General features: G+C 61.9%; 18 protein-coding genes. All 18 read left to right on the top strand.

Annotated elements, in window-relative coordinates; genetic code table 11:
• Window positions 1-57 precede the first annotated feature (57 nt).
• The 18 genes from fabD to uvrC all read left to right on the top strand — a co-directional run bounded on the left by fabD (window position 58) and on the right by uvrC (window position 15,630).
• Window positions 58-999, top strand: a complete 942-nt coding sequence (fabD, locus tag ACWBU6_RS20075) for an ACP S-malonyltransferase (protein WP_452645152.1) — start codon at window positions 58-60, stop codon at window positions 997-999.
• A 13-nt stretch (window positions 1,000-1,012) separates the two neighbouring features.
• Complete coding sequence (fabG, locus tag ACWBU6_RS20070; protein WP_452645151.1) at window positions 1,013-1,759, top strand: 3-oxoacyl-ACP reductase FabG; 747 nt, start codon at window positions 1,013-1,015, stop codon at window positions 1,757-1,759.
• Between the two features lie 143 nt (window positions 1,760-1,902).
• On the top strand, window positions 1,903-2,142 hold the full coding sequence (gene acpP / locus ACWBU6_RS20065; RefSeq protein ID WP_028104092.1) for an acyl carrier protein: 240 nt from the start codon (window positions 1,903-1,905) through the stop codon (window positions 2,140-2,142).
• Window positions 2,143-2,181: 39 nt separating this feature from the next.
• Entirely contained in the window at window positions 2,182-3,426 is a 1,245-nt protein-coding gene (gene fabF, locus ACWBU6_RS20060; RefSeq protein WP_452645150.1) for a beta-ketoacyl-ACP synthase II, read from the top strand.
• Window positions 3,427-3,504: 78 nt separating this feature from the next.
• A complete protein-coding gene (locus ACWBU6_RS20055; RefSeq protein ID WP_452645149.1) occupies window positions 3,505-3,888 on the top strand; it encodes a protein YgfX in 384 nt (127 codons plus the stop codon).
• 24 nt (window positions 3,889-3,912) lie between these two features.
• On the top strand, window positions 3,913-4,491 hold the full coding sequence (locus tag ACWBU6_RS20050; RefSeq protein WP_452645148.1) for a sigma-70 family RNA polymerase sigma factor: 579 nt from the start codon (window positions 3,913-3,915) through the stop codon (window positions 4,489-4,491).
• A 9-nt stretch (window positions 4,492-4,500) separates the two neighbouring features.
• A complete protein-coding gene (locus ACWBU6_RS20045; RefSeq protein ID WP_452645147.1) occupies window positions 4,501-4,773 on the top strand; it encodes a hypothetical protein in 273 nt (90 codons plus the stop codon).
• A 118-nt stretch (window positions 4,774-4,891) separates the two neighbouring features.
• Window positions 4,892-6,364 carry a DegQ family serine endoprotease gene (locus ACWBU6_RS20040; protein ID WP_452645146.1) on the top strand — a complete coding sequence of 491 codons (1,473 nt, stop codon included), beginning with the start codon at window positions 4,892-4,894 and terminating at the stop codon, window positions 6,362-6,364.
• Between the two features lie 151 nt (window positions 6,365-6,515).
• Complete coding sequence (locus ACWBU6_RS20035) at window positions 6,516-6,758, top strand: glutaredoxin family protein (protein WP_452645145.1); 243 nt, start codon at window positions 6,516-6,518, stop codon at window positions 6,756-6,758.
• A gap of 148 nt (window positions 6,759-6,906) precedes the next feature.
• Window positions 6,907-8,700 carry a translation elongation factor 4 gene (gene lepA, locus ACWBU6_RS20030; RefSeq protein ID WP_452645144.1) on the top strand — a complete coding sequence of 598 codons (1,794 nt, stop codon included), beginning with the start codon at window positions 6,907-6,909 and terminating at the stop codon, window positions 8,698-8,700.
• Window positions 8,697-9,626, top strand: a complete 930-nt coding sequence (gene lepB / locus ACWBU6_RS20025) for a signal peptidase I (RefSeq protein ID WP_452645143.1) — start codon at window positions 8,697-8,699, stop codon at window positions 9,624-9,626. The genes lepA and lepB overlap by 4 nt, the downstream gene beginning before the upstream one ends.
• A gap of 23 nt (window positions 9,627-9,649) precedes the next feature.
• Window positions 9,650-10,030, top strand: coding sequence for a DUF4845 domain-containing protein (locus ACWBU6_RS20020; RefSeq protein WP_452645142.1), 381 nt, complete (start codon window positions 9,650-9,652; stop codon window positions 10,028-10,030).
• A 3-nt stretch (window positions 10,031-10,033) separates the two neighbouring features.
• Window positions 10,034-10,822 carry a ribonuclease III gene (gene rnc / locus ACWBU6_RS20015; protein ID WP_452645141.1) on the top strand — a complete coding sequence of 263 codons (789 nt, stop codon included), beginning with the start codon at window positions 10,034-10,036 and terminating at the stop codon, window positions 10,820-10,822.
• 18 nt (window positions 10,823-10,840) lie between these two features.
• Entirely contained in the window at window positions 10,841-11,743 is a 903-nt protein-coding gene (era, locus tag ACWBU6_RS20010) for a GTPase Era (RefSeq protein WP_130311454.1), read from the top strand.
• Window positions 11,743-12,621: a DNA repair protein RecO gene (recO, locus tag ACWBU6_RS20005; protein ID WP_452645140.1), complete on the top strand. Its 879-nt coding sequence runs from the start codon at window positions 11,743-11,745 to the stop codon at window positions 12,619-12,621. The genes era and recO overlap by 1 nt, the downstream gene beginning before the upstream one ends.
• 9 nt (window positions 12,622-12,630) lie before the next feature.
• Complete coding sequence (gene pdxJ, locus ACWBU6_RS20000; RefSeq protein WP_452645139.1) at window positions 12,631-13,389, top strand: pyridoxine 5'-phosphate synthase; 759 nt, start codon at window positions 12,631-12,633, stop codon at window positions 13,387-13,389.
• Window positions 13,386-13,784: a holo-ACP synthase gene (gene acpS / locus ACWBU6_RS19995; protein ID WP_452645138.1), complete on the top strand. Its 399-nt coding sequence runs from the start codon at window positions 13,386-13,388 to the stop codon at window positions 13,782-13,784. The genes pdxJ and acpS overlap by 4 nt, the downstream gene beginning before the upstream one ends.
• Entirely contained in the window at window positions 13,777-15,630 is a 1,854-nt protein-coding gene (gene uvrC, locus ACWBU6_RS19990) for an excinuclease ABC subunit UvrC (protein ID WP_452645137.1), read from the top strand. The genes acpS and uvrC overlap by 8 nt, the downstream gene beginning before the upstream one ends.
• Window positions 15,631-15,682 lie beyond the last annotated feature (52 nt).

Here is a 15,682-nt window from a genome sequence, read left to right as displayed (position 1 = left end):
TGCCCGAATGTAATAAAATGCAGTCCTTTTTAGAATAAGAAGTCTAAAGGTTGAAAGATGAATAAATTCGCGTTCGTGTTCCCGGGCCAGGGTTCCCAGGCTGTGGGCATGATGGAAGGCTTTGCCGGCAACCCGGTGGTTGCACAGACCCTGGCCGAAGCTTCCGATGCACTCCAATTTGACCTGGGCAAGCTGATTGCCGAAGGTCCAAAAGAAGAGCTCGACCTGACCACCAACACCCAGCCGGTCATGCTGACCGCTGCCGTGGCGGCTTATCGCGCCTGGATCGCCGCTGGCGGCCCGGTGCCGAGCGTGGTTGCCGGCCACTCGCTGGGCGAGTACTCGGCCCTGGTTGCCGCAGGCGTGATTTCCTTTAAAGACGCTGTGCCGCTGGTGCGTTTCCGCGCCCAGGCGATGCAGGAAGCCGTGCCGGTAGGGCAGGGCACCATGGCGGTGATGCTGGGCCTGTCCGATGAAGACGTGCGCGCAGCCTGTGCCGAAGCCGCTGCGGCCGTTCCGGGCGAAGTGGTGGAAGCCGTTAACTACAACGCGCCAGCGCAAGTGGTAGTCGCCGGCCATACTGGCGCAGTCGACAAGGCCTGCGAAATCGCCAAGGCCAAAGGCGCCAAGCGCGCCATGCGCTTGCCAGTGTCCGCGCCGTTCCACAGCTCGCTGCTGAAGCCGGCTTCGGATCGCCTGCGCGACTACATGGCCTCGATCCCTTTCCATGCACCGCAGATCGCACTGATTAATAACGTGGACGTGGCCGTGCTGACCGACCCCGCTGCGATCAAGGATGCGCTGGTGCGCCAGGCGGCATCCCCAGTGCGCTGGGTGGAAACCATGCAGAAAGTTGCTGCCGAAGGCATCACGAATGTGGTTGAATGCGGTCCGGGCAAAGTCCTGATGGGCTTGGCCAAGCGTATCGACGCCAGCCTGGTGGGCGAAGCCATCTATGACCAGGCGACGCTCGAGCGCATGCTGGAAACCCTGAAATAAAAGAAGGATAAAAATGACTCTCGCTAATCAAGTAGCACTGGTGACCGGTGCCTCGCGCGGCATCGGCAAGGCAATCGCGCAGGAACTGGCCCGCCAGGGCGCCAAGGTGATCGGCACTGCCACCACCGAAGCCGGCGCGGAAGCGATTTCGGCTTACCTGGCCGAGATCGGCGCCGAAGCAGGCAAGGGCATGGTGCTGAACGTCACCAACGCCGAACAATGCGCGGCCATCATCGACGACATCGCGAAAACCTACGGCGCCGTCGGCATCCTGGTCAACAATGCGGGCATCACGCAAGACCAGCTGGCCATGCGCATGAAGGATGAGGAGTGGGATAGCGTGATCGCCACCAACCTGACTTCGGTGGGGCGCCTGTCCCGCGCGGTCCTGCGCGGCATGATGAAAGCGAAGACTGGGCGTATCATTAACATCACCTCCGTGGTGGCATCGGCCGGCAACCCTGGCCAGATGAATTACGCTGCCGCCAAGGCTGGCGTCGAGGGCATGACCCGCGCCCTGGCCCGTGAAATCGGCAGCCGCAACATTACCGTCAACAGCGTCGCCCCTGGCTTCATCGATACCGATATGACCAAGGCGCTGGGCGAAGACCAGCATACGGCCCTGCTGACCCAGATTCCCCTGGGCCGCCTGGGCAAGCCGGAAGATATCGCTGCAGCCGTCGCATTCCTGGCCTCGCCAGCGGCCGCATATATTACCGGTACCACCCTCCACGTGAACGGTGGTATGTATATGAATTGATACGGTTTTGCGGCATAATGCCGCACGATCGCATCATTTAATAGTGATTTCAACGTAGATCAAATCAAACGTCGAAATTAGTTTATAGGCGCGCAAACCTGCTAAAATGCGCGCTTTCCGTAACAACATATTGGAGCCATAACATGTCGGATATCGAACAACGCGTTAAGAAAATCGTCGCTGAACAACTGGGCGTCGCTGAAGCAGACATCAAGAACGAATCCTCCTTCGTCGACGACCTGGGCGCCGATTCCCTCGACACCGTTGAGCTGGTAATGGCACTGGAAGATGAGTTCGAAATGGAAATCCCAGACGAACAAGCTGAAAAGATCACCACCGTGCAGCAAGCGATCGACTACGCTACTGCACACGTCAAGGCCTAAGCAAAGCCCTGACTCTCCGATCCACTCCGGGAGACTCGCTTGAGTTCTAAAAACCGTCGTGTAGTGGTCACCGGCCTCGGTGTTATTTCCCCCGTCGGCAACACAGTTGCCGACGCGTGGAAAGCAATCACCGAGAGCAAATCCGGGATCGCAAACATTACTAGTTTTGACGCGTCGGCCTTCTCCACCCGTTTCGCGGGTGAAGTGAAGGGCTTCAACGTCGAGGACTACCTCGACGCCAAAGAAGCGCGTCACATGGATAAATTCATCCACTTCGGCATGGCCGCAGGCATCCAGGCAATCCAGGATTCCGGCATCACCGTGACTGAAGAAAATGCCGATCGCATCGGCGTGATCATTGGATCCGGCATCGGCGGCCTGCCGATGATCGAAGCGCAGAAGGAAGATTACGATAAGCGCGGTCCGCGCCGCATCTCCCCGTTCTTCGTACCGGCCTCGATCATCAATATGATTTCCGGCAACCTGTCGATCAAGTACGGCATGCGCGGTCCAAACCTGTCCATCGTGACGGCTTGCACCACCGGCCTGCATTCGATCGGCGTGGCAGCCCGTGCCATCGAATACGGCGATGCGGATGTCATGATCGCCGGCGGCGCGGAATCGACCGTGTCGCCACTGGGCCTGGGCGGCTTCGCCTCGGCTCGCGCACTGTCTTCGCGTAACGATGACCCAGCTACCGCGTCCCGTCCATGGGACCTGGATCGCGACGGTTTCGTGCTGGGCGAAGGCGCGGGCGTCATGGTTCTGGAAGAGTACGAACACGCGAAAGCGCGCGGCGCCAAGATCTATGCAGAATTGCTGGGCTTTGGCATGAGCGCCGATGCATATCACATGACCTCGCCACTGGAAGACGGCGCTGGTGGCAGCAAGTCGGCGCAAAACGCGCTGAAGAACGCTGGCATCAACCCTGACCAGGTGAACTATGTGAACGCGCACGGCACCTCGACCCCGCAAGGCGACGTGGCGGAAGTCCAGGGTGTCAAGCGCACCTTCGGCGACCATGCCAAGAAGCTGGTGGTCAGCTCCACCAAGTCGGCCACCGGCCACCTGCTGGGCGGCGCTGGCGGCCTGGAGTCCGTGTTCACCGTACTGGCGATCCACAACCAGGTCATCCCACCGACCATCAACCTGTTCAACCAGGATCCTGCATGCGATCTGGACTTCTGCGCGAATACCGCGCGTAATGCCACGATCAACTATGCACTGAAGAACTCCTTCGGCTTCGGCGGCACGAACGGCAGCTTGCTGTTCGCCAAAGTCTAACGGAACTTCCAGCCCTCGCCCCGGTCCCAGCACCGGGGCGAGCGCTTCTGCTGTACCCCCCCAGACCAAAACATCCTTATGTCGATCGCGGCATCTGTCGCCGTTCGTCCGTCGCCATGCCTGTGCGCCTTGCGGGCAGGGATCGTTGCGTCCGTGCTGGCCGTCGGGGCATGGGGCGGGCAACCCTTGCTGGCGGCTGCGCTGCTGGCAGGCCTGCGGCGCGACGTCAATTGCAGCCATATTGATATTTCCGGTGTCGGAGAAATCCGGCTGACGGTATACCGGAAGCAGTGCCGGGCACGCTTGCTGGGTGGCTGCACGGCCTGGCCGGGCGCCTTGCTCTTGCATCTGGAGCTGGACGGAGGCCGGCGCCTGTGGCTGGTCTTGCTTCCCGATTCGGTCACGGGCGGCGGGTGGCGCCGCCTGCAGGCGGCGATCCGGGCGCAACTGCAAAAAATGTGAACCAATCTTGGCGGGGCTGCTCTTATGAAGGTGGACCCAGATCGTGAGCTGGTCGAGCGGGCTCGGGCAGGGGAGCGGGCGGCGTTCGACCTGCTGGCGGGGCGCTACCAGCGGCGCCTGCTGCGGCTGGCAGTGCGGCTGCTGCGCGATCCGGCCGAGGCGGAAGATGTGGTGCAGGAGACCTTTCTCAAGGCGTACCGGGCCTTGCCGCGCTTTCGCGGCGAGGCCGCGTTTTATACCTGGCTGTACCGGATCGCCCTGAACGGGGCGCGCAATGCGATCCTGCGGCGACGCCAGCGCGGTGCGCCGCATGGTGTGGCGCCGTCCCAGCTGCCGGCAGCGCTGCCCGAGATCGGGACGCCGGAATCGATGTTGCTCAGCAAGCAGGTCATGCTGGCGATTGACGCAGCGATGGACGCCTTGCCGCTGGAATTGCGTACCGCGGTTGTGCTGCGGGAAATCGAGGGCTTGAGTTATGAGGAAATTGCGCAAATCATGGAGTGTCCGCTAGGAACCGTCCGCAGCAGGATCTTCCGCGCACGCGAGGCCATTGCGCGGCGTCTGCGGCCTTTGCTGGATTTGCCTGTCGATAAGCGTTGGTGAGGAGGAGCAATGATTGTGCTGCCAGATGAGGATGGGCTGCCTGTGGCGCTCCAGGTTAGCGCGGCGATCGGGGACGCCTTGCGGCAAAGCGTGGCCAATATCGAGCCCAGCGCCGCCTTCCAGGCGCGGCTGGCGGCGGCGCTCGATGCGGCGGAACAGGGCGGCCGCCCAGACCAGACGCCGGCGGCGGGCGGCGGCCAGGCGGCAGGCGGGAGCGGGCAACCGGGCGAGGCGGCGCGCGGTGCGGGGCAGGGCTCGGAAGCGGCTGACGTGGCCTCTTGAAAGCTGAGTGGGTTGCCCGCAACATATCGTCACAATATCCGGCTCCCGTTTAACGCGAAGCTGATTTATATTGCTTGTTCTTCATTGACTTTCACTTAACGCAACCATGAAAAAAACCATGATTTCTGCGCTGGTCCTCAGCGCGGCCTCCCTCGGCCTGCCAGCCGTTGCCGGTTTCGCGCCCGCCCATGCGGCGGCCCCCGCCGTGGCCGGTTTGCCGGACTTTGCCGACCTCGTTGAACGGGTCGGTCCGGCTGTCGTGAATATCCGTACCACCGAGCGCATCACCCAGCGCGACGTCGATGCGGCCGGCCAGGCCGATGAAATGCAGGAGTTCCTGCGCCGCTTCTTCGGCGGCCAGATTCCGCGCGGCCAGACCCCGCGCCGCCGCAACCTGCCGACCCCGGGCCAGGAAATCCAGCGCGGCATCGGCTCCGGCTTCGTGGTGTCGGCTGACGGCTACGTGCTGACCAATGCGCATGTGGTCGATGGCGCGGACGAGGTGTATGTGACCCTGACCGACAAGCGCGAATTCAAGGCCAAGGTGCTGGGCGCCGATGCGCGCGCCGACGTGGCGGTCCTGAAGGTCGATAGCGGCGGCAAGCTGCCTTACCTGACCATTGGCGACCCGAACAAGGCGCGCGTGGGGGAATGGGTGATTGCGATCGGTTCGCCGTTCAACCTGGAAAGCACGGTCACCTCCGGCATCATTTCGGCCAAGGCGCGCGATACCGGCGACCTGCTGCCGTTGATCCAGAGCGATGTGGCCGTCAATCCGGGCAACTCGGGCGGCCCGCTGATCAACCTGCGGGGCGAGGTGATCGGCATTAATTCGCAGATCGCGACCCTGTCGGGCGGCTATAACGGCATTTCCTTCGCGATCCCGATCGACGAGGCGATGCGCGTGGCCGACCAGTTGAAGAAATCCGGCAAGGTGACCCGTGGCCGCCTGGGCGTGCAGATTGGCGAGTTGAACAAGGATGTGGCCGAATCGCTGGGCCTGAAAAACAATAAGGGCGCCGAAGTGACCCAGGTCGAACCGGGCAGTCCGGCCGACAAGGGCGGCTTGCGCGTGGGCGACGTGGTCGTCAAGTACAACGGCAAGGACATCGACCGCTTCGCCGACCTGACCCGCATGGTGCTGGGCACCGCACCGGGCAGCAAGGCCACCCTGACCGTCTGGCGCAAGGGCGCGCCGACCGATGTGCAGGTTACGGTAGGCGAGGCCGATCCGGACAACAAGGTGGCGGGACGTTCCGGCGGCAAGCGCGGCGAGCAGCGCGGCGGCGCGGCGCCGGCGACCGGCGCCAATGCGCTGGGCTTCATTGTCAGCGACCTGACGCCAGCCCAGAAGCGCGAACTGGGCGTGAACGGCGGTGTGATCGTGGAAGACACCGAAGGTGTAGCCGAGGCGGCCGGTCTGCGCCAGGGCGATATCCTGCTGATGCTGAACAACCAGGATATCGTGGACGCCAAGCAATTCAATGCTGCCGTGGCCAAGCTGGATACGAAGCGTGCCGCCGCTGTGCTGGTGCGCCGCGGCAACCAGGCGCAGCACTTCTCGCTGCGCCCGGCGCCAGCCTCCAGGTAAGCCGGGTCCCTCGCGCCGCCGCCGCGTTGCGCGCCCCACAAGGCGGCAAGCCGGCGGCGGTGTTCCATTGGCACTTCATGGAGACCAGGGAAGGGCGCTACAATGGCAGCCCGCGCCCGAGGGGGCGCCGACCAGTCCGCGCCAGCCCTGAATGCACTTTACCCTTTACTCCCGCAGCTACTGCCACTTGTGCGAAGACATGCTGGCAGCCCTGAACGCCCTGCACACCCCGGAAAAACCGTTCACTGTTGAAGTCATCGACGTCGATGCCGACGAAGCCCTGGTGGCCCGCTTCGATGAGCTGGTGCCGGTGCTGTTTGCCGATCTCAACGAGCCGGAATTGTGCCACTACTTCCTGGATGAGGCCAAAGTACGGGCCGTGTTGTCGATTTGATTGCTGAAATGGCACTATTTCTCGGTCCTCCCTCTAGAAATCCGGCTTTCCCCTCTGAAATCCGGTAAAATGCCGGGGGTTACCCTTGCATTGATTTCCATAAAAAGGCGCTCAAGCGCCTTTTTGTTATAGCTCGTTTCGATTTTTAATGAACAACATTCGCAATTTTTCCATCATCGCCCACATTGACCACGGCAAGTCCACGCTGGCGGATCGCATCATCCAGTTGTGCGGCGGCCTGTCCGACCGCGAGATGGAAGCGCAGGTCCTGGACTCCATGGACCTGGAACGTGAACGCGGCATCACCATCAAAGCCCAGACCGCGGCCCTGAAGTACAAGGCGCGTAACGGTGAGATCTACAACCTGAACCTGATCGACACGCCTGGCCACGTCGACTTCTCCTATGAAGTAAGCCGTTCCCTGTCCGCCTGCGAAGGCGCGCTGCTGGTGGTGGACGCCTCGCAAGGGGTGGAAGCGCAGACCGTTGCCAACTGCTATACCGCGCTCGACCTGGGCGTGGAAGTGGTGCCGGTGCTGAACAAGATCGACTTGCCGAACGCCGACCCGCCGACCGCCATCGCGGAAATCGAAGACGTGATCGGCATCGAAGCGGGCGACGCCGTGCAATGCTCGGCCAAGACCGGCCTGGGCGTGGAAGACGTGCTCGAATCCATCATCGCCAAGGTGCCGCCGCCAAAGGGCGACCCGGAAGCGCCGCTGCAAGCCCTGATCATCGACTCCTGGTACGACGCCTATGTGGGCGTGGTGATGCTGGTGCGGGTGGTGAACGGCACCCTGAAGCAGAAAGACAAGATCAGCCTGATGGCCACCGGCGCCCAGCAGCTGGTCGACGACGTCGGCATCTTCTCGCCGCGTTCGGTGTCGCTGCCGCAGCTGACCGCGGGCCAGGTAGGCTTTGTGATCGCCGGCATCAAGGAACTGAAAGCTGCGCGCGTTGGCGATACCATCACCCACGTGCAAAACGGCGCCCCGGCCCCGCTGCCAGGCTTCAAGGAGGTACAGCCGCAGGTGTTCGCCGGCCTGTTCCCGGTCGAAGCCAACCAGTACGACGCGCTGCGCGACTCGCTGGAAAAGCTGAAGCTGAACGACGCCGCGCTGCAATTCGAGCCTGAAGTGTCGCAAGCGCTGGGCTTCGGCTTCCGCTGCGGCTTCCTGGGCCTGCTGCACATGGAAATCGTACAGGAACGCCTGGAGCGCGAATTCGACATGGACCTGATCACCACGGCGCCGACCGTGGTGTACGAGGTGGAAAAGCGCGACGGCACCGTGATCCACGTCGACAACCCGTCGCGCATGCCGGACCCGAGCCACATCAACGAAGTGCGCGAGCCGATCGTGACCGTCAACCTGTACATGCCGCAAGAGTATGTCGGTTCCGTGATCACCCTGTGTATCGCCAAGCGCGGCATCCAGATGGACATGGCCTACCACGGCCGCCAGGTCAAGCTGGTGTATGAAATGCCGATGGCCGAAATCGTGCTGGACTTCTTCGACAAGCTGAAGTCCACCTCGCGCGGCTACGCGTCGATGGACTATGAGTTCAAGGAAAACCGTGCGGCCGACGTGGTCAAGGTCGACATGCTGATCAACAGCGAAAAGGTCGACGCGCTGGCCATCATCGTGCACCGCGCCAATGCGCCATACCGCGGCCGCGCCGTAGCGGCCAAGATGCGCGAACTGATCCCGCGCCAGATGTTCGACGTGGCAATCCAGGCAGCCATTGGCTCCAACATCATCTCGCGTGAAAACGTGAAGGCGATGCGTAAGAACGTGCTGGCCAAGTGCTACGGCGGCGACATCACCCGTAAGAAGAAACTGCTCGAGAAGCAGAAAGCAGGTAAGAAGCGCATGAAGCAGGTGGGCTCCGTGGAGATCCCGCAAGAGGCGTTCCTGGCAATCCTTCAAGTGGAAGAGAAATGACATTGCAATCCATCCTGGGCAATTTCGCGCTAATCCTGTTCGTCCTGATGGTGGTGACGGGGATCATCTGGGTCCTCGACCTGGTGGTGTTCTCCAAGCAGCGCCGCGCCGCCGCCAACAAGGCGCTGGCCGCATACGACGAGCGCATGGCGCGCTCGGCCGCCAACGGCATCCGCATGGACGAGCAGGGCAACGCCCGTTCCAAGCTGGAAGCGGACATCCTGCGCCAGCCGACCTGGATCGAGTATTCGGGCAGCTTCTTCCCGGTGATTGCGCTGGTGTTCTTCCTGCGCTCCTTCCTGTGGGAACCGTTCAAGATCCCATCGTCGTCGATGGTGCCGACCCTGCTGGTTGGCGACCTGATCCTGGTGAACAAATACACCTACGGCATCCGCCTGCCTATCCTCAACAAGAAGGTGGTGCAGATCAACGACCCGCAGCGCGGCGACGTGATGGTGTTCAAGTATCCGAAGGATATGAGCCAGGATTACATCAAGCGGGTGATCGGTGTGCCGGGTGATAAAATTGTGTATCAAAACAAGCGCTTAACGGTAAATGGCCAGCCGGTGGGGTATGCCCCGATGGAAGACTACCTGGAAGAAGGTACTCTTACTTACCAGAAACAATTCACCGAGCAACTGGGCGACGTGCAGCACCGCATCCTGAACAACGAGAAGGCGCCGCCAGTCCTGATCGGCCAGGTGGACGACAATTTCCCGCACCGCGAGGCATGCACTTACAACTACGAAGGCTTCTCGTGCGTAGTTCCTGAAGGAAATTACTTTATGATGGGCGACAATCGGGACAATAGTGCCGACAGCCGTATCTGGGGTTTCGTACCGGACAAGAATATCGTGGGCAAAGCCTTCTTCATCTGGATGAACCTGGGTAATTTCAATTTTGATCGTCTTGGCGGCATCCGCTAAGCAGAGAGGGGAGAGCAGAACTTATGCGCAAGCAGCACGAACGTGGTATCAGCCTGATTGGCCTGATTATTGTCATCGCCATCCTTGGATGCATCGGTTTGGTCGGTGCACAGGTCCTTCCGACCTTCATGGAGTACCGCACCATCATGAATGCGATCGAGCATGCCAAGCGGGACGGGGGCGGCTCCGTCAAGGGAATCACGGATTCCTACAACAAGAGTGTTGAAGTGGGTTATATCACCAGCCTGAAGTCGAACGAACTGATCATCGAACGCCTGGGCGGCGAAACCGAAATCAGTTTCGCCTACGAGAAGAAGATTCCGTTGTTTGGCCCGGCTAGCCTGCTGCTTGAATACGAGGGCACAACTGCGAAGGCTGGGGCCAAGAAAAAGGTTGAAGAATAAGTGATGAATTTACAGTTATTGCAAACCCGGTTGGGCTACACGTTCCAGGATGCTGGATTGCTCCAGCAGGCCTTGACGCACCGTAGCCACAGCAGTTTGCATAACGAACGGCTGGAATTCCTCGGCGACTCGATCCTCAACTGTGTGGTCGCCTCCATCCTGTACGAACGTTTCAACTCCCTCGACGAGGGCGACCTGTCGCGTGTGCGCGCCAACCTGGTCAAGCAGCAATCGTTGTTCGAAATCGCCCAGAAGCTGGAACTGTCGCAGTTCCTGCGCCTGGGCGAAGGCGAACTGAAGTCGGGCGGTTTCCGCCGCCCCTCGATCCTGGCCGATACACTGGAAGCCCTGCTGGGCGCCATCTACCTGGACGGCAGTTTCGACCAGGCGGCGGGCGTGATCCGCGCCTTCTACATCCCGATCCTGGACTCGGTCGATCCGCAGACCCTGGGCAAGGATGCCAAGACCCTGCTGCAGGAATTCCTGCAGTCGAAGAAGATCTCGCTGCCGCTGTATAACGTGGTAGCCACCCACGGCGCCGCGCACAGCCAGGAATTCGAGATCGAGTGCCTGGTGCCCAAATTGGGCATCCAGGTGTTCGGGCGGGGCGGCAGCCGCCGCGCCGGCGAGCAGGCCGCCGCCAAGCTGGCGCTGGAAGTCGCCGAAGAAGCCCTGAAGAAGGCGCCGTCCGCCGGCCGCAAGCCGCGCCAGCGCTCGGCCCAGCTCAAGCTGGCCGGCATCGCCACGGTCCAGGGCGAAACGGCGGCCGACAAGAAGCTCGCCAAACAATAACTGAATTGAGTTTGCATCATGACTAGTGCACCCACTCCCGCCGGCTTCCGCTGCGGCTACATCGCCATTGTCGGCCGCCCGAATGTCGGCAAGTCGACCCTGATGAACACGCTGATCGGCGCCAAGGTCAGCATCACCTCGCGCAAGGCGCAGACCACGCGCCACCGCATCACCGGCATCCAGACCGTGTCGGACGCCCAGTTCATTTATGTCGACACGCCGGGCTTCCAGACCCGCCACTCGAATGCGCTGAACAAGACGCTGAACAAGACCGTCACCAATACCCTGGAATCGTCGGACCTGATCCTGTACATCGTGGAAGCGGGCACCTTCGGCCCCGCCGACCAGCAAGTGATGGACCTGCTGCCGAAGAATGTGCCGGTGATCCTGGTGATCAACAAGTCCGACCGCGTGAAAGACAAGGCGGTGCTGATGCCGTTCGCGCAGCAGATCGCCGAAAAATTCCAGTTCACCGCGATCGTGCCGGTGAGCGCCAAGCTGCGCTTCCAGCTGGACGGGCTGCAGAACGAGATCAAGAAGCACCTGCCGGAGAATGAACCGATCTTCGGCGAAGACGATATCACCGACCGCAGCGAGAAATTCCTGGCATCCGAAATCGTGCGCGAAAAGCTGTTCCGCTTCGTGGGCGACGAGCTGCCCTACACCAGCACGGTGCTGATCGAGAAATTCGAACAGGAAGGCAATTTGCGCCGCATCTTCGCCGCCATTCTGGTCGAGCGCGACAGCCACAAGTCCATGATCATCGGCAACAAGGGCGCGCGCCTGAAGGAAGTCAGCACCCAGGCGCGCCAGGACATGGAAAAACTGTTCGGCGGCCCGGTCTACCTCGAGATCTGGGTGAAAGTGAAGTCCGGCTGGGCCGACAACGAAGCCGGTCTGCGCGCATACGGCTACGAATAATGCCTGACTTCACTGCCGAGCCTGTGTCAACCTTGGGGTCAGACCCTTTGCTTGCCATCGCCTCCGGCGTGGCAAGCAAAGGGTCTGACCCCAAGGTTGACACAGGCTCGGCAGTACCGGCTCCGCCGGCGCAAAAGCGCCGGGGGCCGGGGCAGCAGCGGACGGTCGGCACCCGGGTGACGGGGCAGCCGGCGTTTGTGCTGCATAGCTATCCCTATAAAGAAACCTCCCTCATCGTCGAGCTGTTTACGCGCGATTTTGGGCGCGTGGCATTGATCGCCAAGGGCGCCAAGCGTCCCCATTCCCAATTGCGCGGCGTGCTGCAGACCTTCCAGCCGCTGACGACCGGCTGGACCGGCAAGAACGAGCTGCGTACGCTGACCGATGCCGATTGGGTCGGCGGCATGCTCCCCCTCGAAAAGACCGCGCTGCTGTGCGGCTTCTACCTGAATGAACTGCTGGTCAAGCTGACCGCGCGCGACGATGCGCATGCCAGGCTGTTCGACCATTACGTCTCCACCCTTAACCAGCTGGCCCACCATGAGCCGGCACCGATCGTGCTGCGCAAGTTCGAAATGGCGCTGCTGAGGGAAACCGGCGTGGCGGCCGACCTGACGCGCTGCACCGCCTCGCGCACGAAAGTGCTGGCCGATGTACATTACGTGGTGGATCCGGACCGCGGCCCGCGTCCGGAGCGCGATGAGGACATGGCGCCGCGCGTCGCCGGCAAGACCTTGCTGGACATGGAGCGCGAGGATTACACCGATCCGGCCACGCAGGCGCAAAGCAAGCAGTTGATGCGCTACCTGCTGTCCTGGCACCTTGGCGGCGCGCCATTGAACACGCGCCAGATATTGATCGATTTGCTGCAACTTTAAGAAAAGAATATGAGCTTCCTGTCTCCCTCCGGCACTATCATCGACCTTGGCGTAAACATCGACCACGTCGCAACGCTGCGCAATGCACGCGGCACCGTGTATCCAGACCCGATCCGCGCTGCGCTGCTGGCTGAACAAGCCGGCGCCGATTGCATCACCCTGCACCTGCGCGAAGACCGCCGCCACATCAAGGATGCAGACGTGATCGCACTGGCGCCGCAACTGGTGACACGCATGAACCTGGAAGCGGCCGTGACGCAGGAAATGATCGATTTCGCCTGCCGTATCAAGCCGGCCGATGTGTGCCTGGTACCCGAAAAGCGCACCGAGATCACCACCGAGGGCGGGCTGGACGTGGTGCGCTTCCACAAGGAAGTGGAGGCCGCCGTCAAGCAGCTGCAAGGGGAGGGCATCCGCGTTTCCCTCTTCATCGATGCCGATGAGGAGCAGATCAAGGCCGCCGCGGCCGTTGGCGCTCCCGTGATCGAACTGCACACCGGCGCCTACGCCGATGCCGAGGGAGAGGCGCAGGCGCGCGAGCTGCAGCGTATCAGGGATGGTGTGCGCTGGGGCGTGCAAAATGGCCTGAAGGTGAACGCTGGCCATGGTCTGCATTACACCAACGTCCAGGCCATTGCCGCCATTCCGGAGATTGCAGAACTGAATATCGGCCACGCCATCGTTGCCCATTCGATCTTCGCCGGCTGGGAAAATGCCGTGCGCGAGATGAAGGCCATCATGGTGTCGACCCGCCTGGGCGCAAAATGATCTACGGGATCGGGACTGACGTCAGCAAAGTGCCCCGCATCGCTGCCGCGCTTGAGCGCAGCGGCGAGCGCTTTGCGCGCAAGATCCTTGGTCCTGAAGAATTCCTGGTGTACCGGGAGCGCTGTGCGCGCAGCCCGCTGCGCGGCGTGCGCTATGCCGCCACCCGCTTCGCCGCCAAGGAAGCTTTCTCCAAGGCGCTCGGCCTGGGCCTGCGCCCGCCGATGACCTGGCATACGGCGCAACTGCTCAATGACGATCTGGGCAAGCCCTACATGGCCTGCAGCGGTGCGCTGGGCGAATTCATGTTGCAGAACGCGCTGGTCGCCCATATCTCCGTGAGCGATGAAGAGGATTACGCGGTCGCCTATGCGATCGTCGAGCGAGCGAATGACTGAAGAAACCTTAGACCCACGCGAACAGGTGCTGGCCACCGTTGCCAAGCTGCCAAACCTGCCCGGCGTGTACCGCTACTTCGACGCTGAAGACAAGGTGCTTTACGTGGGCAAGGCGCGCGACCTGAAAAAGCGCGTGTCGAGCTACTTCCAGAAGAATCTGTCGAGCCCGCGCATCGCGCTGATGGTCGAGCGCATCGCGCGCCTGGAGACCACGGTGACGCGAAGCGAGGCCGAAGCCCTGATCCTGGAAAACAACCTGATCAAGGCCCTGCAGCCGCGCTACAACATCCTGTTCCGCGACGATAAGAGCTATCCCTACCTGAAGATCACCGGCGGCGATGTGCCGCGCATGGTGTACTACCGCGGCGCGGTGGATCGCAAGCACCAGTATTTCGGCCCGTTCCCGTCCTCCTGGGCGGTGAAGGAATCGATGCAGATCCTGCAGAAGGTCTTCATGCTGCGCACCTGCGAAGACAGCGTGTACATGAACCGTACGCGTCCCTGCCTGCTGCACCAGATCGGCCGTTGCAGTGGACCTTGCGTGGGACTGATCGCGCCGGAGGACTACCGCAATGATGTCAACAATGCGGCGCGCTTCCTGCGCGGCCGGCAGACGGAGGTGATGGAGGAGCTGGAGCAGAAGATGCTCGCCTACGCCACCGAGCTCAAATTCGAACAGGCGGCGGTGGTGCGCAACCGCATCCAGTCCTTGTCCAAGGTGCTGCACCAGCAGTCGATGGAAACCACCGGCGACCAGGATGTCGATATCCTGGCCGTGGTGGTGCAGGGCGGCCGCGCCTGCGTCAACCTGGCCATGGTGCGTGGCGGCCGCCATCTGGGCGACCGCGCCTACTTCCCGACCCATGTGATGGATGCCGAGGTCGTGGCCGAGCGCCCGATTGAACAGGAAGTGCTGGCCGCTTTCCTGGTGCAGCATTACACCGAGAAGTCGATTCCCGGCACCCTGATCCTGAACATCGAATTTGACCAGCCGGAGCTGATCCTGGCGCTGCAGGAGCAGTGCGGCCACCGCATCCACCTGGTATTCCAGCCGCAGGGCCAGCGCCGCCAATGGCAGGAGCTGGCACAGAAGGGCGCCGAGATCTCGCTGGCGCGCCTGCTGTCCGAGCAAGGTTCGCAGCAGGCCCGCACCCGTGCCCTGGCCGAAGTGCTGGGGCTGGAAAACGAAGACCTCGACACCCTGCGCGTGGAATGCTTCGACATTTCGCATACGGCGGGTGAGGCAACGCAGGCGTCCTGCGTAGTATTCCACCATCACCAGATGCAGAACGGCGAATACCGCCGCTACAACATCAACGACATCACGCCGGGCGACGATTACGCCGCCATGCGCCAGGTCCTGACGCGCCGCTACGAGAAGGTGGCAGGCGGCGATGGCGTGATGCCGGATGTTGTGCTGATCGACGGCGGCAAAGGCCAGGTCGAAATGGCGCGCCAGGTGTTCGTTGAGCTGGGGCTGGATATCAGCCTGATCGTCGGCGTGGCGAAAGGCGAGGGCAGGCGTGTCGGCCTGGAGACACTGGTCTTCGTCGACGGCCGCGAACCGCAGGAACTTGGCAAGGAATCCGCGGCCCTGATGCTCGTTGCCATGATCCGTGACGAAGCGCACCGCTTCGCCATCACCGGCATGCGCGCCAAGCGCGCCAAAGCGCGCCAGACCTCGCGCCTGGAGGAGATCGAAGGCATTGGCGCCAAACGCCGCCAGAAACTGCTATCTCGCTTTGGCGGCCTGAAAGGCGTGATGAACGCCAGTGTCGAGGACTTGAAGTCGGTGGAGGGCATTTCCGACACCCTGGCCGAAGAAATCTACAGGCAACTGCACTAGAGTGGCTTTGAATGCGCCGCCGTTATACACTAGCGGCGCGTCATTACAATTC

It is taken from the genome of Pseudoduganella sp. HUAS MS19 (assembly GCF_053615455.1).
The sequence above is the reverse complement of the archived record's forward strand: the minus strand, read 5'-3'. Positions and strand labels throughout refer to the sequence as shown.